The following is a 20,847-nucleotide window of genomic DNA, read 5'->3' as shown; positions in this document are numbered from 1 at the left end:
ACGATCATGGGTACGCCGAGCACGCGACTGCCCGAGGGCCGCTACGGCCGCTCCTCGGACGAGCGTGCCGACCGCGGGCTCAAGATCGTCGGATCACTGCTCGGTGTGGTCCTCCTCGCCCTGATCGGCTACTTCGCCTACCACTACGTCGCGCGGAACGAGATCAGCGCCCAGGTGATCGCCTTCCAGGCCGCCGACGACGAGGTCCGGGTGCACCTCGAGGTGCACAAGGACGCCGGTGCCTCCGGCTACTGCACCCTGCGCTCCCAGTCTGCCGACGGCGCCGAGGTGGGACGGGCGGACTTCCGCTTCACCGGCCCGGCCGCGAGCATCGACAAGGTCGTCACGCTCCGCACGACGGCCAGGGGCACCACGGCCGAGCTGCTCGGCTGCCACGCCGGCTGACCGGGCGCAGGCCGTGACCTGTGCCGATGTGATTCTGATGGCTTATGTCCTCCCCCTTCCGCCGTTGAATTGTTAGGCTCGTGGTTTCGCCCATCCATGAGGGAACATTCTTCTGGGTAGGGCGATGCTTTGTATTTCCCAGTACCGACGAGGAGCACCCTGTGACCCAGACCAGCGAGAACGTCACCTGGCTGACCCAGGAGGCGTACAACAAGCTCAAGGACGAGCTTGAGTACCTTACTGGTCCTGCGCGCACGGAGATCGCCGCCAAGATCGCCGCCGCGCGTGAGGAGGGCGACCTGCGCGAGAACGGCGGGTACCACGCGGCCAAGGAGGAGCAGGGCAAGCAGGAGCTCCGTGTGCGCCAGCTGACCCAGCTTCTGGAGAACGCCCAGGTGGGCGAGGCTCCGGCCTCCGCGGACGGTGCCGTCGCCCCGGGCATGGTCGTCACGATCGCCTTCGACGGTGACGAGGACGACACGATGACGTTCCTGCTCGCCTCCCGCGAGTACGCGAGCGCCGATGTCGAGACGTACTCGCCGCAGTCGCCGCTCGGCGCCGGCGTCATCGGCCACAAGGTCGGCGAGGACGCGGAGTACGAGCTGCCGAACGGCAAGACGGCCTCGGTGCGGATCCTGAAGGCGGAGCCGTACTCGGGCTGACCCACCGGACCGGGTTCATGTCGCGCCCCCGGCGTCCCAGGACGCCGGGGGCGTCTTCATGCCCTCACGCGGTGGCCGAGCGGTACTTGCGGACGGCGAGCGTGCGGAAGGCCACGGTGATCAGGACCGACCAGATCAGCGAGCTCCACACGGGGTGCTGCATGGGCCAGGCGTCCGGGGTCCGGTAGCCCGGGGGGAGGTTGCCGAACAGCTCACGGCACGCCTGCACGGTGGCGCTGAACGGATTCCACTCCGCGATGTGCCGGAGGAACGGCGGCATCTTGTTCGCGTCGACGAACGCGTTCGAGATGAAGGTCAGCGGGAACAGCCAGATCAGGCCGCCCGACGTGGCCGCCTCGGGGGTGCGCACGGAGAGGCCGATGAGCGCGCCGATCCAGGAGAACGCGTACCCGAGCAGCAGGAGCAGGCCGAATCCGGCGAGCACCTTGCCGAAGTTCTCGTGCGTGCGCCAGCCGACCAGCAACGCCACCACGGCAAGGACGAGCAGGGTGAGCGCCGTCTGGACCAGGTCCGCGAGGGTACGCCCGGTCAGCACCGCGCCGCGCGCCATGGGCAGCGAGCGGAAGCGGTCGATGAGGCCCTTGTGCATGTCGTCCGCGATGCCGGCACCGGCGCCGGCCGTGGCGAAGGTGACGGTCTGCGCGAAGATGCCCGCCATCAGGAACTCGCGGTAGGCCTGGGTGGAGCTGGATCCGCCGACCTGGATGGAACCGCCGAACACATAGGTGAACAGCACCACGAACATGATCGGCTGGATCAGCCCGAAAATGACCATCTCGGGGATCCGGCACATGCGGATCAGATTGCGCTTGGCGACGATCAGCGAGTCACGGACGGCCCGGCCGACCGGGTTGCCGGGGGCCGCGGAAGGTGCGGCTTCGGTCACGGCACTCATTTCACGGCCTCCTTGCCCGTGGCGCCCTGGGCGCCCTTGCTGCCTCTGTCGGCCTTGCGGGACCGGTCGTCACCGGTGGACTCCTCGGCCTCCGCCACATGGCCGGTCAGGGAGAGGAAGACGTCGTCGAGGGTGGGGCGGCGCAGTCCGATGTCGTCCATCTCGATCCCGCGTCCGTCCAGCTCCCGGATGACCTCGGCGAGCAGCTTGGCACCGCCGGTGACGGGCACCGTGAGCTTGCGGGTGTGCTCCTCGACCGTGGTGTCGCCCTTGCCGAAGCCGCGCAGCACCTCGGCGGCGGTCGCGATGTGCTCCCGCTCGTGCACCACGACCTCGACGCGCTCACCGCCGGTGCGGGCCTTGAGCTGGTCGGAGGTGCCCGTGGCGATGACCCGGCCGTGGTCGACGACCGCTATGTCGTGGGCGAGGTGGTCGGCCTCCTCCAGGTACTGCGTGGTCAGCAGCAGGGTCGTACCGCCGGAGACGAGCTGCTTGATGACCTCCCAGAGCTGCTGCCGGTTGCGCGGGTCGAGGCCGGTGGTCGGTTCGTCCATGAACATCACGGGCGGCGAGACCACCAGGGCGGCGGCGAGGTCGAGACGGCGGCGCATGCCACCGGAGTAGGTCTTGGCGGGACGGTCGGCGGCTTCGGTGAGATGGAACTGCTCCAGGAGCTCGACCGCGCGCTGCCGGGCCGCCCTGCCCCCCATCTGGTACAGCCGGCCGACCATCTGCAGGTTCTCCCGGCCGGTCAGGTACTCGTCGACCGCGGCGAACTGGCCGGAGAGGCCGATGGAGCGGCGTACGGCGTCGGGGTCCCTGAGGACGTCCACGCCCGCCACGACGGCGCGTCCGCTGTCGGGCCGCAGCAGTGTCGTCAGACAGCGGACCGCCGTGGTCTTGCCGGCGCCGTTCGGCCCGAGCAGGCCGAGGACGGTGCCCTCGGGGACATCGAGGTCTACGCCGTCCAGTGCCCTTACGTCGCCGAAGGTCTTCACCAGGCCTTCGGCATAGATGGCGCCTGGCATGTGGGTCTCCACGTCGTCGGGGATGCTTCGGAAAGGCTAGGTTCGCGTGCCCGCCGCCGCCTTCGGTTTTCCACCAGCGGCTTTCACCCCCGGGTCCCGGCGTCGGGCGGCGGCGCACCGCGAGCGACCCGCCAACCATAACGCGATGTATCGCGTCCGCCAATGGTTTTCCCCGGACGGGTGACACCGCCCCACGGCGGTCCGGTCCGGTGCCTCAGTCGATGACCGTGTAGCCCGCCTGCCGCAGCGCCTGGCCGACCTCGACGCAGTGCGCCGGGCCCTTCGTCTCGAGGTGCAGTTCCACCTCGGCCTCCGTGAGCCCGAGCCGGGGGTCGGTCCGCACATGGCTCACGTCGAGGACGTTGGCGTCGGCCACGGACAGCACCCCGAGCAGCGTCGCGAGCGCGCCCGGGCGGTCCGTCAGCCGCAGCCGGACCGCCAGGTAGCGGCCCTGGGCGGTCATGCCGTGCCGCAGCACCCGCTGGAGCAGCACCGGGTCGACGTTGCCGCCGGACAGCACGGCGACGACCGGGCCGGGGAACGCGCCGGGCTCGGCCAGCAGGGCCGCGACCGGGCTGGCCCCGGCCGGCTCGACGACCAGCTTGGCGCGCTCCAGGCACAGCAGCAGCGCCGCCGAGAGCTGGTCCTCGGTGACCGTGCGCACCTCGTCCACCAGGTCGCCGATGATCTCGAAGGGCACCAGACCGGGCCGGCCCACCTTGATGCCGTCGGCCATCGTCGCCGGGTTCTGCACCTGGACCGGACGGCCGGCCGCGAGCGAGGGCGGATAGGCCGCCGCGCCCTCCGCCTGCACACCGACGATCCGGACCTCGGGGCGCAGCGCCTTGACCGCGACCGCGATGCCGGCCGCGAGCCCGCCGCCGCCGATGCCGACGACGATCGTGCGCACCTCCGGGCACTGCTCGAGGATCTCCAGGCCGACCGTGCCCTGGCCGGCGATGACATCGGGGTGGTCGAAGGGGTGGATGAACACCGCGCCCGTCGTAGCCGCGTACTCCTGCGCCGCGGCCAGGGTCTCGTCGACCACCTGACCATGCAGCCTCACCTCGGCGCCGTACTCCCGGGTCGCGCTGATCTTGGGCAGCGGGGCGCCCTTCGGCATGAACACGGTGGCGTGCACACCCAGCAGCGAGGAGGCCAGGGCCACGCCCTGCGCGTGGTTGCCGGCGCTCGCCGCCACCACCCCGGCGGCCCGCTCCTCCGGCAGCAGCCCGGCGATCCGGACGTAGGCGCCGCGCAGCTTGAAGGAGCCCGTTCGCTGCAGGTTCTCGCACTTGAGGTGCACCGGCGCGCCGATCAGCTGGGACAGGTGCCGGCTGCCCTCCATCGCGGTCCGCCGCGCCACACCCGAGAGCATCTTCTGGGCTCCGCGCACGTCATCGAGGGTGACGGAGCGCAAGGAGCCGGCCGTGCGGTAGCTCATGAACCGAGTCTCGCAGTTCACGGTCGTACGTGACGGGTGTGACCAAGCTCCGAGACCGGGTTTGCGCAGCGCCGGTACGGTCCGCGTCCGGGCCGCGTACCCTGTCCCCCAACCCAGCAGCCCTCATGAAGCGAGCCTCCGGCCATGCCCACAACACCTGAAATGTCGATGGACATGACGACCGTCGGTGACACCGGTCTTCTCGACACCCTCCAGCACGAGGTGGCGGTGTTCGCCCGGCGTGCCGAACAGACCCGGCTCGGTGGCGTCGGGCAGGTGCGCAACACCATGGACCGTGCCGCCTACCTGCTGCTCAACCGTCTCGACAGCGAGGGTCCGATGGGCGTCAAGGCGCTCGCCGCGAGCATGGGGATCGACTCCTCCACGGTCACCCGGCAGGTGGCCCCGCTGGTCGACACGGGCCTCGTCAAGCGCACCTCGCACCCGGAGGACGGACGGGCCGTGGTGCTCCAGCTCTCCCCGCGCGGGGCCGCCCGGCTGGAGGAAGTACGTTCGTCGAGGCGTCAGTTGATGGCCGAGCTGACACACGACTGGGCCCCGGAGGAGCGCGAGCAGTTCTGCGCGCTCCTCACGCGCTTCAATACCGCGCTCTCCTCCCGGATGGCGGTCCAGCCGGTACCGGCGGCCGAGGCGGCGCCCGCTTCCTGACGCGCCCCCCGGACGACGGGTGCGGTCCCGAGTCTTGACCCCGGGCCGCCACTGGCCTGATATGAGACCGGGTCCTGCGTGGTGCGCGGTGCGTCCGTCCCGTACCGGACGGGACCCCCTCAGGGGGGAGGCGCGGTGCGTGATCGGCAGGCGTCCCGCGATGCCCGCCGGGACCGGGAGTTCGAGGCGTTCGTCGCGGGCGCGGCGGGGCGGCTGCTGCATGCCGCGACCCTGCTCACCGGAGAGGCCCCGGACGACGGCCCGCGCGCGCGGAGGCTGCTGGTGCCGGCGCTGGCCCACACCTACGCCCGCTGGCACCGGCTGCGCGGCGAGGATCCCTACGAGTGCGCACGCCAGTACCTGGCCACCCGGTTCGCGCACGAGGCCTGGCGGCACTACGGGGCCGCGGGCCGGGCCCGCCCGCATCCGCGCAGCCCGCTCGCGGAGCTGGCGCCGCAGGAGCGGCTGATCCTGGTGCTGAGGATGTTCGAGGGGGTCGCCGAGGAGCAGACCGCGGCCCTGCTGGGCCTGCCCGTCGAACGGGTGCACGCCGTCTGCGACCGGGCGACGGCCACTGTCCTGCATCCGGCGCGCAGGGCGGCGCCGGGCGCGATGGGCACGAGGGTGGCGCCGTCGTGAGGCGGCCACCGGGTGGGAGGCGGCGGTGAACCGCCCCCAGCGGGAGGCCGCCGTGCGGCGGATCCTGGAGGAGGTCCCGGTGCCGGTACCGCCCGACCTGCACGCCGAGGCCGTCCGCCGCGGCGGCCGGCTGCTGCGGCGCCGGCTGCTCGCGCACCGCCTGATGTGGCTGCTGCTGTGCGCGGCGGCCGTGGCCTTCACCGTGTGGGCGGTGCGGGCGCAGCCCTGGGCGGAGCCGCCGTCGCAGACGACCGTGCCGCTCACCGGCTGGTGACGTGGACGGCGTTCCCGGCGCCCGGAGCGTGCCTTGCGGGGGTGCCCCGACCGCCGCAAAGGCCAGAAGCCCGGGCCCTCGCATGCGTATGCGAGGGCCCGGGCTCCAGGTCGGCACTCCCCCGGCCCTCGACCGGGCGGCCCGGGCACGCACCGGGCGCGGCGGCGCCGGCGCCGGGCCGTACGCCGCGACGTCCCGGACGCGACCGGGTGCCGTGACCGGGAGGGACCCCACCCGATGCCGTGAGCGGAGAGGTTCACCGGCTCGCGGCGCCCGGCACGGCACTGAGGGCTGTCCCGCGATCCCCGGCGGGCGCACGACGACGGCCACGGCACCTCGCCGCGTTGTCGGATCGCCCGAGTACGCCCCGTACGAGGACGACCCTCCGCCGTGCGACGCACCGCATCCGACGCCGTGCGCCGACCCACCGGGGAATACGGGACAGCCCTTAGCCGAGCGCCTGCTGCAGGTCCTCGAGCAGGTCGTCGACGTTCTCGATGCCGACGGACAGGCGCACCAGGTCGGCCGGGACCTCCAGGGCGGAACCGGCCGCGGAGGCGTGGGTCATCCGGCCGGGGTGCTCGATGAGCGACTCGACGCCGCCCAGCGACTCGCCGAGGGTGAAGACCTTGGCGCGGTTGCACACCTCGACGGCGGCCTCCTCGCCGCCCCGGACCCGGAAGGACACCATGCCGCCGAACGCCTTCATCTGCTTGGCGGCCACCTCGTGCCCGGGGTGCTCGGGCAGGCCCGGGTAGAGCACGCTGCTGACGCGCGGGTGCCGGGTGAGCATGTCGGCGACCCGCGTGGCGTTCTCGCTGTGCCGGTCCATGCGCACCGCGAGGGTCTTGGCGCCGCGCAGGACCAGCCAGGAGTCGAAGGGGCCGGCGACGGCGCCCATCGCGTTCTGGTGGTACGCCAGTTCCTCGCCCAGCGTCTGGTCGGAGGCGATCAGGGCGCCGCCGACCACGTCCGAGTGACCGCCCATGTACTTGGTCAGCGAGTGCACCACGACGTCGGCCCCGAGCGACAGCGGCTGCTGGAGGTAGGGCGTGGCGAAGGTGTTGTCGACGACGAGCCGCGCGCCCGCGTCGTGGGCGACCTGGGCGACGGTGGCGATGTCGGTGATGCCGAGCAGCGGGTTGGAGGGGGTCTCCACCCAGACCACCTTGGTCTTCGGCGTCATCGCGGCCCGTACGGCGGCCGGGTCGCTGGTGTCGGCGACGGACCACTCCACGCCCCAGCGGGTGACCACCTTGGCGAAGAGCCGGAACGTGCCGCCGTAGGCGTCGTTGGGGATCACCACGTGGTCGCCGGGGCTGAGCAGCGTACGCAGCAGGGTGTCCTCGGCCGCCAGGCCGGAGGCGAACGCGAGGCCGCGCCGGCCGCCCTCCAGCGCGGCGAGGTTCTCCTCGAGGGCGGTCCTGGTCGGGTTGGCGCTGCGGCTGTACTCGTAGCCGCCGCGCAGTCCGCCCACGCCGTCCTGCTTGTAGGTCGAGACCTGGTAGATCGGCGGGACGACCGCGCCGGTGAGGGGATCCGCGGTGTTGCCCGCGTGGATCGCGAGGGTCTCGAAGTGCTGACTGATGTGCCTGTCGCTCATGTGGACCGAGCGTAGTGCGCTCGGCCGGATGGTGGTGTCCGGCGGACCCGGGAGCGCCGGGTCCCGGGGCTTCGGCGGCGCCGGGCGCCCGGGGTTTCCACAGGCACGGCGCGCGGGTTTTCCACAGGCGCGGCGGGCGGGGTTGGCCAATCGTCGGCGGCGTCTGGTTCGCTTGTGGCATGGCGATTCTCTGGCTGCTCATGGCGCTGGTCCTGCTGTGCTTCGTGCTGCTCCCGGTCCTGCGGCGCGGGCGAGGGGCGGGCGCGGGCGGTCCGGCGGGCCGGCCGGACCCCGCGCGCGCGGCGGCCTACGGCCTCGTGCCCGAGGAGGAGCTGGACGTGCGGTTGCCCGGCCCGGACAAGGATCTGCTGGACGTGCTGGACGTGGTGCGGCGCACCCGGGACTACGGGGCCGCCGCCCAGTTGCTGGCCGGCACCGACGCGGAGGGCGAGGCGCGCTGGCAGCGTGTGCAGGCCTTCGCGGGCGCGGCGGCACTGGAGCTGGCGCAGCAACCGGGCGGGATACACCAGACGCCCGGCGGGCAGTGGCTGCGGGTGTGGCGGGCGGAGCGGCCCAAGGACGCGGGCGGCGCGGCCGTGTACGCGGAGTTCCTCGCGCAGCAGGCGTGGCGGACGTCCGCGCCGGGCACGGAAGCGTTCCGGATCATCATGGAGGAGGCCCGGCAGGCCTGCGGCGAGGCGGCGCTGCTCGCCCCGGGCGACCCGGTGCCGTACATCGTGGAGCTGTCCGCCGCCCGGGGTCTGGGCAGTCCGCGGGAGGAGTTCGAGAAGCTGTGGCGGACCGTGGCGGACCGCGCTCCGCACCACATGGGGGCGCATCTGGCCGCGCTGCGGTACTGGGGGGAGGAGTGGCACGGTTCCCGCGAGGAGGCGTACGCCTTCGCCGAGGACGCCGCGGCCCGTGCCCCGGAGGGCTCGCTGCTTTCTGCGCTGCCGCTCTTCGCGGTCTTCCAGCACATCCCCGAGGTGAACCTGGTCCGGAGCTTCTACCAGAGCGAGGTGGTCACCCGGGCGGTGCAGGGCGCACTGCACGCGGTGCACACCGCCCGCGCGGACGACCAACTGGTCGCGCACGTCCGTCATCTGCTGCTGTTCTTCCTGGTCCGGGCCGAGCGCTGGCCTGAGGCCATGGACCAGCTCGCGCACGTCGACGGTTATGTCGGCGCGCTGCCATGGACCCTGTCCGCCGACCCGGCCGCCGCCTTCGCCGCCCACCGAGCGCTGGCCGTGGCCGGCTACGAGGCGGCCGGCGGCACCCCGGCGGGTCTGCCGGGCTGACGGCCGGTCCGCTCCGTCCGGCACCGGTCCGCACTGGTCACGGCCGGGATCGCTGGGATTGCCCCGTCGATCTTCGGTAGGGCATACTCCGCTTGCTCCGGGCTTTGCCCGCGCTTTGCCGGGAGCCGGTCCGGGCGTATCCCGGAGGCCGCCTCGCGCCCGCTCGACGTCTGCTCCGAGTCCCCCCACACTCACCGGCAGCACCGTCCGGGGGGCGCACGTCGGCCTGTTCATTTCTCCGGGTCCTGTGGGGGGGATCTGCCCGATGGGTGCAACTCTGCGCGCGCTGCGCGCCGTCGTTCTGCTGTGCGGCTTCCATCTGCTGAGCCTGCTGCTGCTCGCGGCGCTCGCCGGTGTCGACGTGGCCGTGTTCACGTGGGTGCACGGCGCCGCCGGCATGAAGATCGTCGCCGTCTCCGTGCTGCTCGCCATCCCGGTCGTACGCGGCATGTTCATGCTGCGCACGCCGAAGGGCGAGGGTCCGCCCGGCATCGAGGTCACCGACGCCGACGAGCCCCGGCTGTGGGCACTGGTGCGGGAACTGGCCGCGGCGACCGGTACCCGCGCCCCCGACCGGATCGTGCTGACGGCCGACGTCAACGCGGCCGTCAGCGAGGACACCCGCCTGCTCGGCCTGCGGCCCGGCCCGCGCCGCCTCTACCTGGGCGTGCCGCTGCTCACCGGCCTGACCGAGGCACGGCTGCGCGGTGTGCTCGCCCACGAGTACGGCCACTACACGGGCGGCGACACCCGGCTGTCCGCACTCGTGGTGCGCGGCCGGGTGCAGATCGCCCGGGTCGTCGAGCACTTCCACGAGAAGGCGGACGGCAAGGTGGCCGCCGAGCGCGGCCGCCAGGAGAAGGCGTCCGCCAAGCGGGTCGCGAAGGGCAAGGAGGCCAAGGAGGTCGACACCACCGGGGCCGGGGTCACCTACCGGATGATGGCGTCGATCTACACCCTGTACGGCAAGCTCTATCTGCGTGCCTCGCTGTCCACGGCGAGGGCCCAGGAGTACGCGGCCGACCGGGCCGCCGCCCGGATCGCCGGGCGCGACGCGATCGCCTCCGCCCTGCGCGAGATCCCCGCCCTGTCCGCCTCGCACGACTTCTACCTCGACTCGTACGCCACCCTGGGCCTGCCGGTGCGGCTGATGCCGCCGCGCGGCGAGTTCTTCGGGGGCTTCGGCCGCCTGCTCGCCGCCCGCGAGGAGGAGCTGGCGAGGCTGCGGGCAACGCTGCCCACGGCGCCGGCCTCGCCCTACGACTCCCATCCGCCGATCGCCGAACGGGTGCGCCGGCTCGAGGCGCTGCCCGCCGACGGACGCGCGGCGGAGGCCGGGGGCCCGGCGCTCGCTCTGCTCACCGACCCGGAGAAGACCCTGGTCGCGCTGGAGGACGCCGTCCTGTCGGACGAGGTTCTCGGGTACCCGCGTGCCGCCGCGTGGCAGGAACTGCTGGACGCCGCCATGGCCCAGGGCATGTCCGACGCGCACACCCCGCTGCACCGGGCGCTGGCCGAGTACACCGGACAGCCGGCCACGCTGCCGGCGCTGCTGGAGGTCGTCGACGACGGCCGGCTGTGGCGCCTGGCCGAGCGGCTGCCGCTGTCCGACGAGGCGGCCGCGGCGAAGGGCCGGGCCTTCCGTGAGTTCGTCCGTCCCCAGCTCCGCTCGTCGCTGCGGACGATGGTGCTGGCCGAGTTCAGCACCCGTTCGCTGCTGAGCTGGGAGTTCTCCTGGTCTCGGGCGGCCGCCGCGCGACTGACCGGCCCGGTCCCGGGCAGCACCCCGGACAGCGACCCGGACGGCGGTCCCGAGGCCGCGCTCGACGCGGCCGTGGACGCGGCGCTGGCCGACCGCCCCGACACCGCCCCGCTGCGAGCCCTCCTGAGCCCGGCGGCGACTCCGCCCGCGTGAACCGCGGGCACACCGCCCGCACCCACGCATCCACCCGACCCCTCGTCCACGCCACGCCGGCTCCCCCACGCCGGTTCTTCCGGCACTCCGACGCCGTCCCCGACGAACGGACCCCGCTCCCCATGACCGTCCTGCTCTGGATCCTCGGCATCCTGGCCGCTCCCGCGGTGCTCTTCGCACTCTGGCTGGCCTGGGTCTTCCTGAAGGAGTTCTTCTCCTCCGACTCCGACTCCGACGACGACACCGACGCCGCGGAGGCGGCCGCGGCCGCGAAGGCCGCGGAGAGACTCGGACTGCTGCCCGTCGAGCGGCAGAACACCGAGCACGCCGCCCCGCTGCCCGCGGACTGGGCGGCCGCGCTCACCGCGGTCCGGGCCGGCGACTGGCGGCCCGCCGCCGAACTGCTGAGCGGCATCGGCCGGGACTGGGAACGCCGGTCGGCGGTCGGCTTCCTGCTCGCCGAACGCGCGGCCGAGGAGGACGAGTGGCTGCTCGCCTGGGAGACGGCGCGCCCCGACGACCCCGACGCGGCGATGGTCCGGGCGCGCAGCACGGTGGTCCTCGCCTGGAAGCTGCGCGGCGCCAAGACGGGCGAGCACACGACGCGGGAGCAGGCCGAAGGCTTCCACCGGATGCTGCGCGGCGCCCGCGAGGAGATCGCGCGGGCGGCCGCGCTCAACCCCGACGACCCGACGCCGTACATCACGGAGATCTGGGTGGCGCTGGGACTCGGCTACCCGAACGCCGAGATGGAGAAGCTCTGGGCGCAGATCACCACCCGGGCGCCGCACCACTACGAGGCGCACTTCTCGGCGCTCCAGTACTGGTGCGCCAAGTGGCGCGGCTCCGAGCGGCTGGCGTTCGACTTCGCCGAGCGCGCCGCGGCCGAGGCGCCGGCCGGCAGCCTGCTGACCGCGCTCCCGCTCATCGCGCACTTCGAGCACGACGACTCGGACGACACCGCCGCCGACAACACCCCGCTGATGCTGGCCCGGGTGGAGGCGGCCCTCGCGGACGCGGCGGCCGCCGACCCGTCCCACCCGCGCCTGCCGGAGCTGCGCCACCTGCTGGCGTTCTACCTCCACCTCCAGGACCGCGACGAGGCGGCGCTGGAGCAGTTCAAGCTGGTCGACGGCCATGTCGACGCGCTGCCCTGGCGCTACCGGGGCGACGGCATGGCACGCCACTTCTGCCAGGTGCGCGACACGGTGGCCCACAGGGTGACGGCCGCGGACTGACGCCCGGCGGCGCATATTCGGGCGACGGCGCCGGCCCCGACCCCGTACATTCGCCCCTCGCACCAGGACGAGGGGACGAGTGGGGACGAGTGAACGGGAGGGGCCGGATGGGCGGTCGTACGTTTCTGATCGGGGGCGGACGGGACCACGCGGAGGTGTACGCGCCGTTTCTGCGCGCGGCCGCGGAGCGCGCCGGCGGTGTGCCGCGGATCCGCTGCGCCGTCGTGGACGAGGGTGACGGGCGGGAGCAGTTCGAGCGGTTCGCGCAGGCGCTGGACAGGAGTGGTGCCGGGTGCACGCCGGTCCCGGCGCTCGTGCCGCTCGGCGGGCGGTTCGAGCCGGAGGAGGTGCTGGACGGCGCCGACGGGCTGTTGGTGTGCGGCGGCCTGACGCCCGCCTACCAGGAGGCGTTCGCCGGCTGCGCGGACCGGCTGCCGCGGCTGCTCGCCGAGCGCGGACTGCCGTACGCGGGCTTCTCCGCGGGTGCCGCCGTCGCCGCCCGGCGGGCGGTCGTCGGCGGCTGGCTGGTGGACGGGGTTCCCGTCTGTCCCGGGGACACGGCGGAGGACCTTGAGGAGGTCGCGGTCCGGCCGGGTCTGGGCCTGGTGCCGTTCGCGGTCGACGTGCACGCCGCGCAGTGGGGGACGCTGGCGCGGCTGGTCTCGGTGGTGGGGCGCGGGGACGCGCCCTGCGGAGTCGCCGTCGACGAGGACACCGTGGTGGAGGTGGCCGGTCCGGCCGCCCGGATCACGGGGCGCGGGCGGGCGCACGTGGTGCGGCCGGGCGCGGACGGTGCGGTGACCGTGCGGTCGTACGCCGATGGTGAGGGTTTCGACGTCGTGTGAGGCGGCCGCGGTGCCGGCCGGGCCGAGGCGGGACCGGCGGCCGCCGGCCGGCGCGCTCGGCGCGCCGGCCGGTGGGAGCCACCCGTCGGACGGTTCAGATGGTGGCCGTGTCGATGACGAAGCGGTAGCGGACGTCGCTGGCCACCACCCGCTCGTAGGCCTCGTTGATCTCGGCCGCGCCGATCAGCTCGATCTCCGAGCCCAGCCCGTGCTCCGCGCAGAAGTCCAGCATCTCCTGGGTCTCGGGGATACCGCCGATGTTGGAGGTGGTCAGGTTGCGCAGGTTGCCGAAGAGCGAGGTGAGGGCCACGTGGACCGGCTCCTCGGGCAGGCCGACGTTCACCATCGAGCCGCCGGTGCGCAGCAGCGACAGGTAGGCGCCGAAGTCCATCGGGGCCGAGACGGTGTTGAGGATGATGTCGAAGGTGCCCTTCAGGTTCTCGAAGGTCGCCGGGTCGCTGGTGGCGTAGTAGTGGTCGGCACCCAGGCGCAGGCCGTCGTCCTTCTTGCGCAGGGACTGGGACAGCACGGTGACCTCGGCGCCCATCGCGTGAGCGATCTTGACGCCCATGTGGCCCAGGCCGCCGAGGCCGACGACGGCGACCCGCTTGCCGGGACCGGCGTTCCAGCGCTTGAGCGGCGAGTACGTGGTGATGCCGGCGCACAGCAGCGGTGCGGCCACGTCCAGGGACAGAGCGTCGGGGACGCGGACCACGTAGTTCTCGTCGACGACGATCTTCTCGGAGTAGCCGCCGTAGGTGGGCTCGCCGTCCCTGCCGACGGCGTTGTAGGTCCAGGTCGGGCCGCGGTCGCAGTACGGCTCCAGCCCGGCCTTGCAGTTGTCGCACTCACGGCAGGAGTCGACCATGCAGCCGACGCCCACCCGGTCGCCCACGGCGAACTTCGTGACGCCGGGACCGACCTCGGACACGACGCCCGCGATCTCGTGGCCGGGGACCATCGGGAAGATCGCCTCGCCCCAGCCCTCACGGGCCTGGTGGATGTCGGAGTGGCAGATGCCGGCGAACTTGATGTCGATCAGGACGTCGGACTCGCCGACCGGACGCCGCTCGATGGTGGTGCGCTCCAGCGGAGCCTTCGCGGCGGGCGCGGCATAGGCGGCAACAGTGGTCATGGGGGATCTCCTAGCAGACTCTCGGTGCCCGGCAGCCTTCCGGCCAGGCACGTCTTCCAGCGTGCCCCAAGTCCCACGAGTCACCCAGGTCCGCTTCTTCGTACGACCGCCGTGCCTACCACTGGCGGGGTCAGGCTCGCCTGCGTACTACCACGCGGCACCACGGATACTTGCCGTATGGACGTACAGCCGGAAGCGGCCGCGGGACCACCTCTGGACCGGTGGGCCGAGCTGAGCGAGTTCCTGCGCAGCCGGCGGGCCCGGCTGAAACCGCAGGACGTGGGGCTGCCCGACTTCGGCCGGCGCCGCCGGGTGCCGGGGCTGCGCCGCGAGGAGCTGGCCCAGCTCGCCGGGGTGTCGGTGGCCTACTACACGCGGCTGGAGCAGGGCAACGGCCGGAACGTCTCGGCGGAGGTGCTGGACTCCATCGCCCGGGCCCTGCGCCTGACGGACGCCGAGCACGCCCATCTGACCCACCTCGCCAAGCCGACGGCGCACAAGAAGAGGCCCGCGGCACGGCAGCAGCAGGTGCGCCCGGCGCTGCGCCGGCTACTGGACTCGCTGGAGGGCGTCCCGGCGTACGTGGTGGGCCGGCGCTCGGAGGTGCTGGCCTGGAACCGGATGGCGGCCGCGATCTTCGGGGACTGGTCGGAGCTGGCGCCCGCCGAGCGCAACTGGGCGCGGATGGTCTTCCTGCGCCCGGACTACCGGGACCTGTTCATCGACTGGGAGCAGAAGGCCATCGACATCGTCTGCGCCCTGCGCATGGACGCGGGCTGCTACCCGGACGACCCCCGGCTGTCCGCCCTGGTCGGCGAACTGTCCGTGAAGAGCGCGGAGTTCCGCCGGCTGTGGGCGACGCACGACGTCAAGGAGCGGAGCCACGGCGTCAAGCGCCTGCGGCACCCGCTGGTGGGGGAGCTGTCCCTCAACTACGAGACGTTCCGGCTGGCGGACGACGCCGACCAGGCGCTGATCACCTACCACGCCGAGCCGGACTCCCCGTCGGCGCAGTCCCTGCGGCTGCTGGCGAGCTGGGGCGCGGACGCGGCCCGAGGCGTGCCGTCGGCCTGAACCGGCTCCGGCCCGGAGCGTGTCCCCCGGTGGACCGGCCGGGTGACCGGACTGTCACAGGCCCAGGTCGGTGACGAACGCCGAGAGGGTCGGTGCCACCACCCGCCACTGGCACAGCAGGGGGTTCCTCACGGCCGTTGCGCGGGCGGCGGCCACGGTGGCGGCCGCCGCGGCTGCTTGCACGCCGTCAGGCGCCCGCGTTCTCCTCGACGGTGATCCTCCCCTTGCGCAGGGTGGCCAGTCGCGGGGCCTTCCTGGCGATCGAGGAGTCGTGGGTGACCATGACGAAGGTCAGCCCGTGCTCCTTCCACAGGCGTTCGAGCACGTCCATGATCTCGTCGCGCATGCCCTCGTCGAGGTTGCCGGTCGGCTCGTCGGCGAGCAGCACCTTGGGCCGCTTGACGAGGGCGCGGGCGATGGCGACGCGCTGCTGCTGTCCGCCGGACAACTCCGAGGGCAGGTGCGCCGCACGCTCGCCGAGGCCCACGGAGTTCAGGGCCTCGGCCGCGCGTTCGCGCCGCTCCCGCGCCCTCATCCCGAGCGGGACCAGGGCGGTCTCGACGTTCTCCTGGGCGGTGAGGGTGGGGATCAGGTTGAAGGACTGGAAGACGAAGCCGATGTTCTCGCTGCGGACCCGGGTCAGCCGGGCCTCGGGGAGCCCGGCCAGGTCGGTGCCGTCCAGGACCACCTCCCCGGAGGTGGGGCGGTCCAGGGCGCCGAGCATCTGCAGGAGGGTGGACTTGCCGCCGCCGGTGGGGCCCTGGATGACCAGGCGGTCGCCGTCGGGGATGGTCAGGTCCACGCCGTCGAGGGCGTGGACGGTCTCCCTGCCTCTCGTGTAGTGCTTGGTGACGTTCCTGAGTTCGTACATGGAGACTCCTGAGGTGCGTTCGGATCGTGTGCGGCGCGGGACCGCCGAGGCTTCGTGCGGGCCGGCCGCTACTCCACGCGCCGCAGCGCGTCGGCCGGCCGCAGCCGCGAGGCCCGCCAGCCACCGAACGCGCCCGCGATCAGGCCGCCCGCCACCGCGAGGCCCACCGCGAGGACGATCGTGGTGACGCCGACCGGGGCCGTGAGAGCCACCTCGAGCGTCCTGGCCGCCTGCCGCCCGGGGCCCCCGAAGCCGCCGCCACCCGGCCCGCCGCCGAGGCCCGAGCCGCCCGTACCGCCGCCGAGCTGCGCCTGCAGGCTGGGGCTGAGCGCCGTCACGGCGTAGGCGCCCGCCAGACCGAGCGCGATACCGAGGACGCCGCCGACCAGACCGTTGACGACGGCCTCGCCGACCACCTGCCGGGTCACCCGGCCGGACCTCCAGCCCAGGGCCTTCAGCGTGCCGAACTCGCGCACCCGGCGGGACACCGCGGAGGAGGTCAGCAGGCCCGCCACCAGGAACGCGGCCACGAGCACCACGATCGACAGCCACCTGCCCACCCGGGTGGCCAGCGAGGAGGCGGTGGAGAGCGAACCGGAGACGGTCCTGGCCAGGTCCGCGGACGTGGTGACGGTCGTACCCGAGACGTTCTTCCGGATGGCGCTCTTGACCGAGTCGATCCGCTGGGAGTCGGTCGCCTCGACGTAGATCGTGGTGATCTTGTCCTTCTCACCGGCGAGGGTCTGGGCCCGCTTCAGCGGGACGTACAGGTTGGCCGCCGCGTCGCCGCTGCCGGCGGTCGCGATGCCGATCACCTTGAACTCGGTGCCCTTGACGGTGACCGTCGAACCGACCTTGTACTTCTTCGTCCTGGCGTAGGCCGCGTCCACGACGACCACGTCGGCGTCGGTCTCGGTGGTCCGGAAGGTGCGGCCACTGGTGATCTTCGAGGAGGTCAGCGGGCCGAGCGCGGACCTGGTGACGTCGGTGCCGAAGACGGTGTACTGGTTGATGTCGAAGTCGGCTCCGCCGCCGCGCACCTCGCCCTGCGGCTGCCCGCCCTCCGCACCGCCCGTGCGGCCCTGCCGCGTGCCGCCGCTGCCGTTCTGCTGGAACTGGCCGCGGGTGAAACGGCCGTCGACCTTCACCACGTTGAGGCTGAGCCCGCCGACGGCCGAGGAGACCCCCTGCTGCTGCTCGACCTCGGCGACGGTCGAGGAGGCGAGGGTGGTGAGGCCCTGCACCATGACCCGGTCGCTGCTCTGGGACGTGGTGTCGCCGTCGTTCTGCGCGTCGAACCGGAAGCGCGGACGCTGTGCGTCGCCGGTGGACGCCGACGCGGCCTTGGTGACGGTCATGTCCGTGCCCAGCCCGTACAGCGACTGCAGGACCTCGTCCTGGGCCTTCGCCATGCCACTGGACACCGAGTCGACCACGATGACGAGGGCGATGCCGAGCGCGAGACCGGAGGCGACGACCAGGGCCGCCTTTCTGCGGCGGCGCAGTTCGCGCCTCAGGTAGGTGAAGAACATGCCCGCAAGCTAGGGACGCGCCGTGATGACTCGATAAGGCCGAGATAAAAGAACCATGAGAAGGCCGCGCCTCGGCCCGCGAAAGGACCGGGAAGGCCGCGGGAGGCCCCGCAGGGGCCCGGAGAACGGCCGGTGCCGCCCCTGCGGACAGGGGCGGCACCGGAGTTGGTCGTGCGGAGGCGGGGGCGGGATCAGACGGCCGAACCGGCCTTCCACTGCTCCCAGTCCATGTTCCAGCCGTTGAGGCCGTTGTCCGGGGAGACGGTCTTGTCACCGGTGTGCCGGATCACCACGACGTCACCGACGAGGGAGTGTTCGTAGACCCACGCGGCGGGGGTGCCGGAGTCCTTGGCTCCCTTGGTGTCGGACAGGCCCACGCAGCCGTGGCTGGTGTTGACGTTGCCGAAGATGGACTTCGCACCCCAGTAGTTGCCGTGCAGGAAGGTGCCGGAGCTGGTCAGCCGGATGGCGTGCGGCACGTCCTTGATGTCGTACTCGCCCTTGCCGTCGTCGTCGGTGAAGCCCACGGTCGCGCCGTTCATGCGGGTCTGCTTGAACTTCTCGGACATCACCATGATGCCCTCGTACGTCTTGTTCTCCGGCGAACCGGCGGAGATCGGAATGGTCTTGATCGTCCTGCCGTCCTGCGTGACCTTCATCTTCTTGGTCTGCGCGTCGACGTAGGAGACCTGGTTGCGGCCGATGTGGAAGGTGACCGTCTTCTGCTGCACGCCGTAGACACCGGAGGCGCCCTCGACACCGTCGAGCGCCAGCTTCAGCGTGACGGTGGAGTTCTCCTTCCAGTACGCCGCCGGGCGGAAGTCGATGCGGTTGGCGTTGAACCAGTGGCCCACGACCTCCTGACCGCTGCTGGAGGTGACCGAGATCCCCTTCTGCACGGCGGCCTTGTTGGTGATCGCCTTGTCGAAGTTGATCGACACCGGCATGCCCACGCCGACGGTCGAACCGTCCTCCGGTGTGAAGTTGCCTATGAAGCTGTTGGTCGGCGAGACCGTGGTGAAGGAGGCGTTCTCGTGGGCGACGCGGCCCTCGGAGTCCTTGGCCTCGGCCGCGAGCTTGTAGGTGGTCGACCGCTCGAGCTGGGCGTTGGGCTTCCAGCTCGTCCTGTCGGCGGACAGCTCGCCGGACACGGCCTTGCCGTCCTCGGTGGTCATGGACACGTTGGTGAGGGTGCCCTTGGCGACCTCGACGGCGGCCGAGTTGTTGATGGAGGCGTTGTTCGAGCCGTCCTTCGGCGTGATGGTGATCTGGGCCGCGGACGACTTCTTGGCCGCCGCCTCGTCGGCCTTGGCCTGCGAGGTGTCACCGCTGCCGGACGCCTTGGCGTCGTCGCCGCCTCCGGAACACCCGGTGAGTGCCAGCACACCGCCGAGCAGTGCGGACGCGACCGTCAGGCCCTTGCGCCGCTTACCGTCCGTCATCACACGCTTCTCCATCGTTGCCGAAATCGCGAAAACCCCGAGTCCCCATGGGAACCCTCAACGCTACGGGCGATTCCTCCCGCCCCACCTGGCGCGCGGGTGTGGGGCATCCCACGCCCTCCCGTGACGGGTGGTACCGAAGTCGTCCATGCTCCCCTTGAGACGACAAAGCCCCGGACGACGGTTGCCGTCCGGGGTGCACAAGTGCCCCAGGACGCTCAGCCGATGCCGCCCTCTTCCTCGTCCTCTCCTTCTCCATCATCCTCGTCCAGGTCCCAGTCCGGTGAGTCGGGGTCGTAGTCGATGCGTTCGCTGGACCACGAGGCCTGCTGCAGCTCCACCCCGGGCACCTCGCTGACCAGGTCGAACGGGTCCACGAGATACGCAAGGGCCTCGGCGGTGTCCTCCGTCACAGCACCCTCGGCGTGCGACCGCTCCTCCTGCGGCAGGTCCGGATCGGCGGCGAGCCGGCGCAGCGCGGCCTTGGTCAGCCCGTCCTCGTCCTCCACCTCGAGGACCAACTCCACCCGAAGGCGTACAAATCTGGATGTCTCTTCCGTGTCCATGGCGAGAGCGTACGACTGAAACCCCTCGTGACTTTCCTGTGACCCGCGACTTTCACTAACATCGCCCCCACACGGCCAATTCGCCAGCGTCACAAGGGGATCGATATTCCGTGTCATCCGCTCGCCGTCCGCTGCTGACCGCCACCGCCGCGGGGACGCTGCTGTGCGCCCTGTGGTTCGTCCCGTCCGCCAAAGCGTCGCAGGACGACACGGCGAGAGCGACGACCGAGGTGGCCTCGTCGAGACCGGTCACCCAGCAGGCGAAGGCCGTGAGCGAGGCCACGACGGCCGGCGCCGCGGACGCCACGGAGCTGGCCGACACCGGCAGCTTCGACACCACGCCCTACGTCGTCGGCGGCAGCCTGTTCCTCGCCGTGGGCGCCGGGTTCGTGGTGTATTCGGTGCGCAGGGAACGCCTGGGCCTTTAATTCCGCTTGACGATTCTTTGACAGCGCCTTCATAGTCCGCTCATGAAGAGATCATCGGGCGTGCGGCTGTGCGCCACCGCGGCTGCGGGCGTCCTGTCGCTCGCCCTCATCACCGGCTGTTCCGACGGCGGCTCCGGGGACGGCGAGAAGGGCTCGGCGAAGGCGCTGAGCGCCGCCGAGCTGAAGGACCTGGTCATCGCCAAGGGCGAGGTGCCGGGATTCAAGGTCGAGGCCGTCAAGGGCGGCATCCCCGACAAGAGCAAGGTCGAGGCGGAGGACAGCCGCTGCGACCCGCTGCTGCGGGCCCTGACCGCCATCGCGCCCGGCGAGCCGGCGGAGCAGACCAGCCGGATGGCCACGGAGGACAAGAAGGACCCCACGGACGACGCCACGTCCCTGGACGACCTGGCCGACGGCAAGTTCGAGGAGGCGCTCAACAAGTCCATGGACCTGGACGTCACCGTGGTCACCCTGGCCTCGTACGACGGCGACGGCGCCGAGAAGGCCCTGAAGTCGGTCTCGGACGCGGTACGGGCGTGCTCGGGCGGCTTCACCGGTGAGCAGGACGGCGAGAAGGGGAAGTTCACCAAGGTCGCCGAGGAGAAGTCCTCCGGCACCGGTGACGCGTCGGTGGCCTTCACGGCGACCAACGCCGGCTCCGACGAGGGCGCCATGCCGCTGCACGGCGAGGTCGTGCGGCACGGCAACACCCTCGCGACGTACTCCACGGTCAACATCGGCGCGATGATGTCCAAGAAGCCGTACACGGTCTCGGCGCCGGTCATCAAGGCCCAGGCGGCCAAGCTGAAGTGACGGCCCGTCCCCGCGAGGGGACACCCGGCGGACCCGGCCTCCCGGAGCGG

The 20,847-nt window shown here is 72.2% G+C and carries 22 protein-coding genes; 12 read left to right on the top strand and 10 right to left on the bottom strand.

Annotated elements, in window-relative coordinates:
- Positions 1-6 precede the first annotated feature (6 nt).
- Positions 7-405: a DUF4307 domain-containing protein gene (locus MXD57_RS18245; protein WP_250402519.1), complete on the top strand. Its 399-nt coding sequence runs from the start codon at positions 7-9 to the stop codon at positions 403-405.
- Between the two features lie 161 nt (positions 406-566).
- Positions 567-1,067, top strand: coding sequence for a transcription elongation factor GreA (greA, locus tag MXD57_RS18240; RefSeq protein ID WP_250402518.1), 501 nt, complete (start codon positions 567-569; stop codon positions 1,065-1,067).
- 64 nt (positions 1,068-1,131) lie between these two features.
- Here the strand turns inward: greA and MXD57_RS18235 are convergent, their stop codons facing one another.
- The 3 genes from MXD57_RS18235 to ilvA form a co-directional block, all read right to left on the bottom strand.
- Positions 1,132-1,983: an ABC transporter permease gene (locus MXD57_RS18235; protein WP_250402516.1), complete on the bottom strand. Its 852-nt coding sequence runs from the start codon at positions 1,981-1,983 to the stop codon at positions 1,132-1,134.
- The gene (locus MXD57_RS18230; RefSeq protein WP_250402514.1) at positions 1,980-3,011 is read right to left on the bottom strand and encodes an ATP-binding cassette domain-containing protein; all 1,032 of its coding nucleotides are present in this window, start codon (positions 3,009-3,011) and stop codon (positions 1,980-1,982) included. Before MXD57_RS18230 ends, MXD57_RS18235 begins: the two co-directional genes overlap by 4 nt.
- Before the next feature lie 214 nt (positions 3,012-3,225).
- Positions 3,226-4,455: a threonine ammonia-lyase gene (gene ilvA / locus MXD57_RS18225; protein ID WP_250402512.1), complete on the bottom strand. Its 1,230-nt coding sequence runs from the start codon at positions 4,453-4,455 to the stop codon at positions 3,226-3,228.
- A 162-nt stretch (positions 4,456-4,617) separates the two neighbouring features.
- Here ilvA and MXD57_RS18220 point away from each other — a divergent pair, with 162 nt between their 5' ends.
- From MXD57_RS18220 to MXD57_RS18210, 3 genes are all read left to right on the top strand, one after another.
- Positions 4,618-5,124 carry a MarR family winged helix-turn-helix transcriptional regulator gene (locus MXD57_RS18220; protein WP_250402556.1) on the top strand — a complete coding sequence of 169 codons (507 nt, stop codon included), beginning with the start codon at positions 4,618-4,620 and terminating at the stop codon, positions 5,122-5,124.
- A gap of 135 nt (positions 5,125-5,259) precedes the next feature.
- Positions 5,260-5,763 (top strand): sigma factor-like helix-turn-helix DNA-binding protein, encoded by a 504-nt coding sequence (locus MXD57_RS18215; protein ID WP_250402511.1) that lies wholly within the window; start codon positions 5,260-5,262, stop codon positions 5,761-5,763.
- A 25-nt stretch (positions 5,764-5,788) separates the two neighbouring features.
- Positions 5,789-6,037 carry a hypothetical protein gene (locus MXD57_RS18210; protein WP_250402509.1) on the top strand — a complete coding sequence of 83 codons (249 nt, stop codon included), beginning with the start codon at positions 5,789-5,791 and terminating at the stop codon, positions 6,035-6,037.
- A gap of 448 nt (positions 6,038-6,485) precedes the next feature.
- Here MXD57_RS18210 and MXD57_RS18205 read toward each other — a convergent pair whose 3' ends face one another.
- Positions 6,486-7,640, bottom strand: coding sequence for a cystathionine gamma-synthase (locus MXD57_RS18205; RefSeq protein WP_250402507.1), 1,155 nt, complete (start codon positions 7,638-7,640; stop codon positions 6,486-6,488).
- Between the two features lie 179 nt (positions 7,641-7,819).
- Here MXD57_RS18205 and MXD57_RS18200 point away from each other — a divergent pair, with 179 nt between their 5' ends.
- The 4 genes from MXD57_RS18200 to MXD57_RS18185 all read left to right on the top strand — a co-directional run bounded on the left by MXD57_RS18200 (position 7,820) and on the right by MXD57_RS18185 (position 12,936).
- Positions 7,820-8,938, top strand: a complete 1,119-nt coding sequence (locus MXD57_RS18200; RefSeq protein WP_250402505.1) for a hypothetical protein — start codon at positions 7,820-7,822, stop codon at positions 8,936-8,938.
- A 265-nt stretch (positions 8,939-9,203) separates the two neighbouring features.
- On the top strand, positions 9,204-10,853 hold the full coding sequence (locus MXD57_RS18195; protein ID WP_250402504.1) for a M48 family metalloprotease: 1,650 nt from the start codon (positions 9,204-9,206) through the stop codon (positions 10,851-10,853).
- A gap of 122 nt (positions 10,854-10,975) precedes the next feature.
- The gene (locus MXD57_RS18190) at positions 10,976-12,091 is read left to right on the top strand and encodes a hypothetical protein (protein ID WP_250402503.1); all 1,116 of its coding nucleotides are present in this window, start codon (positions 10,976-10,978) and stop codon (positions 12,089-12,091) included.
- 107 nt (positions 12,092-12,198) lie between these two features.
- A complete protein-coding gene (locus MXD57_RS18185; RefSeq protein WP_250402502.1) occupies positions 12,199-12,936 on the top strand; it encodes a hypothetical protein in 738 nt (245 codons plus the stop codon).
- 94 nt (positions 12,937-13,030) lie between these two features.
- On the opposite strand, the gene MXD57_RS18180 is transcribed toward MXD57_RS18185, so the two are convergent.
- Positions 13,031-14,071, bottom strand: a complete 1,041-nt coding sequence (locus MXD57_RS18180) for an NAD(P)-dependent alcohol dehydrogenase (RefSeq protein ID WP_250402501.1) — start codon at positions 14,069-14,071, stop codon at positions 13,031-13,033.
- A gap of 177 nt (positions 14,072-14,248) precedes the next feature.
- Here MXD57_RS18180 and MXD57_RS18175 point away from each other — a divergent pair, with 177 nt between their 5' ends.
- Positions 14,249-15,145, top strand: a complete 897-nt coding sequence (locus tag MXD57_RS18175; RefSeq protein ID WP_250402500.1) for a helix-turn-helix domain-containing protein — start codon at positions 14,249-14,251, stop codon at positions 15,143-15,145.
- Between the two features lie 54 nt (positions 15,146-15,199).
- Here MXD57_RS18175 and MXD57_RS31555 read toward each other — a convergent pair whose 3' ends face one another.
- The 5 genes from MXD57_RS31555 to MXD57_RS18155 form a co-directional block, all read right to left on the bottom strand.
- Entirely contained in the window at positions 15,200-15,328 is a 129-nt protein-coding gene (locus MXD57_RS31555) for a hypothetical protein (protein WP_284505743.1), read from the bottom strand.
- A gap of 4 nt (positions 15,329-15,332) precedes the next feature.
- Positions 15,333-16,016, bottom strand: coding sequence for an ABC transporter ATP-binding protein (locus MXD57_RS18170; protein WP_250402499.1), 684 nt, complete (start codon positions 16,014-16,016; stop codon positions 15,333-15,335).
- Between the two features lie 68 nt (positions 16,017-16,084).
- Positions 16,085-17,548, bottom strand: a complete 1,464-nt coding sequence (locus MXD57_RS18165) for an ABC transporter permease (RefSeq protein ID WP_250402497.1) — start codon at positions 17,546-17,548, stop codon at positions 16,085-16,087.
- Positions 17,549-17,739: 191 nt separating this feature from the next.
- Positions 17,740-19,005 carry a L,D-transpeptidase gene (locus MXD57_RS18160; RefSeq protein WP_250402496.1) on the bottom strand — a complete coding sequence of 422 codons (1,266 nt, stop codon included), beginning with the start codon at positions 19,003-19,005 and terminating at the stop codon, positions 17,740-17,742.
- Between the two features lie 203 nt (positions 19,006-19,208).
- Positions 19,209-19,556 carry a hypothetical protein gene (locus MXD57_RS18155; RefSeq protein ID WP_250402494.1) on the bottom strand — a complete coding sequence of 116 codons (348 nt, stop codon included), beginning with the start codon at positions 19,554-19,556 and terminating at the stop codon, positions 19,209-19,211.
- Between the two features lie 110 nt (positions 19,557-19,666).
- Between MXD57_RS18155 and MXD57_RS18150 the strand changes: the two genes are divergently transcribed.
- Positions 19,667-19,984, top strand: a complete 318-nt coding sequence (locus tag MXD57_RS18150) for an LAETG motif-containing sortase-dependent surface protein (protein WP_250402493.1) — start codon at positions 19,667-19,669, stop codon at positions 19,982-19,984.
- 42 nt (positions 19,985-20,026) lie between these two features.
- Positions 20,027-20,797 (top strand): hypothetical protein, encoded by a 771-nt coding sequence (locus MXD57_RS18145; RefSeq protein WP_250402492.1) that lies wholly within the window; start codon positions 20,027-20,029, stop codon positions 20,795-20,797.
- The last annotated feature ends 50 nt before the right edge of the window (positions 20,798-20,847 follow it).

It is taken from the genome of Streptomyces cellostaticus (genome assembly GCF_023630175.1).
GTDB lineage: Bacteria > Actinomycetota > Actinomycetes > Streptomycetales > Streptomycetaceae > Streptomyces > Streptomyces cellostaticus_A.
The sequence above is the reverse complement of the archived record's forward strand: the minus strand, read 5'-3'. Positions and strand labels throughout refer to the sequence as shown.

What these genes read in the sequence shown, in the direction of transcription:
- MXD57_RS18245 (WP_250402519.1), top strand. Translation starts at nt 7, where the DNA reads ATGGGTACGCCGAGCACGCGACTGCCCGAGGGCCGCTACGGCCGCTCC.
- MXD57_RS18235 (WP_250402516.1), bottom strand. Translation starts at nt 1,983, where the DNA reads ATGAGTGCCGTGACCGAAGCCGCACCTTCCGCGGCCCCCGGCAACCCG.
- MXD57_RS18230 (WP_250402514.1), bottom strand. Translation starts at nt 3,011, where the DNA reads ATGCCAGGCGCCATCTATGCCGAAGGCCTGGTGAAGACCTTCGGCGAC.
- ilvA (WP_250402512.1), bottom strand. Translation starts at nt 4,455, where the DNA reads ATGAGCTACCGCACGGCCGGCTCCTTGCGCTCCGTCACCCTCGATGAC.
- MXD57_RS18220 (WP_250402556.1), top strand. Translation starts at nt 4,618, where the DNA reads ATGTCGATGGACATGACGACCGTCGGTGACACCGGTCTTCTCGACACC.
- MXD57_RS18205 (WP_250402507.1), bottom strand. Translation starts at nt 7,640, where the DNA reads ATGAGCGACAGGCACATCAGTCAGCACTTCGAGACCCTCGCGATCCAC.
- MXD57_RS18200 (WP_250402505.1), top strand. Translation starts at nt 7,820, where the DNA reads ATGGCGATTCTCTGGCTGCTCATGGCGCTGGTCCTGCTGTGCTTCGTG.
- MXD57_RS18195 (WP_250402504.1), top strand. Translation starts at nt 9,204, where the DNA reads ATGGGTGCAACTCTGCGCGCGCTGCGCGCCGTCGTTCTGCTGTGCGGC.
- MXD57_RS18190 (WP_250402503.1), top strand. Translation starts at nt 10,976, where the DNA reads ATGACCGTCCTGCTCTGGATCCTCGGCATCCTGGCCGCTCCCGCGGTG.
- MXD57_RS18185 (WP_250402502.1), top strand. Translation starts at nt 12,199, where the DNA reads ATGGGCGGTCGTACGTTTCTGATCGGGGGCGGACGGGACCACGCGGAG.
- MXD57_RS18180 (WP_250402501.1), bottom strand. Translation starts at nt 14,071, where the DNA reads ATGACCACTGTTGCCGCCTATGCCGCGCCCGCCGCGAAGGCTCCGCTG.
- MXD57_RS18175 (WP_250402500.1), top strand. Translation starts at nt 14,249, where the DNA reads ATGGACGTACAGCCGGAAGCGGCCGCGGGACCACCTCTGGACCGGTGG.
- MXD57_RS18170 (WP_250402499.1), bottom strand. Translation starts at nt 16,016, where the DNA reads ATGTACGAACTCAGGAACGTCACCAAGCACTACACGAGAGGCAGGGAG.
- MXD57_RS18165 (WP_250402497.1), bottom strand. Translation starts at nt 17,548, where the DNA reads ATGTTCTTCACCTACCTGAGGCGCGAACTGCGCCGCCGCAGAAAGGCG.
- MXD57_RS18160 (WP_250402496.1), bottom strand. Translation starts at nt 19,005, where the DNA reads ATGGAGAAGCGTGTGATGACGGACGGTAAGCGGCGCAAGGGCCTGACG.
- MXD57_RS18155 (WP_250402494.1), bottom strand. Translation starts at nt 19,556, where the DNA reads ATGGACACGGAAGAGACATCCAGATTTGTACGCCTTCGGGTGGAGTTG.
- MXD57_RS18145 (WP_250402492.1), top strand. Translation starts at nt 20,027, where the DNA reads ATGAAGAGATCATCGGGCGTGCGGCTGTGCGCCACCGCGGCTGCGGGC.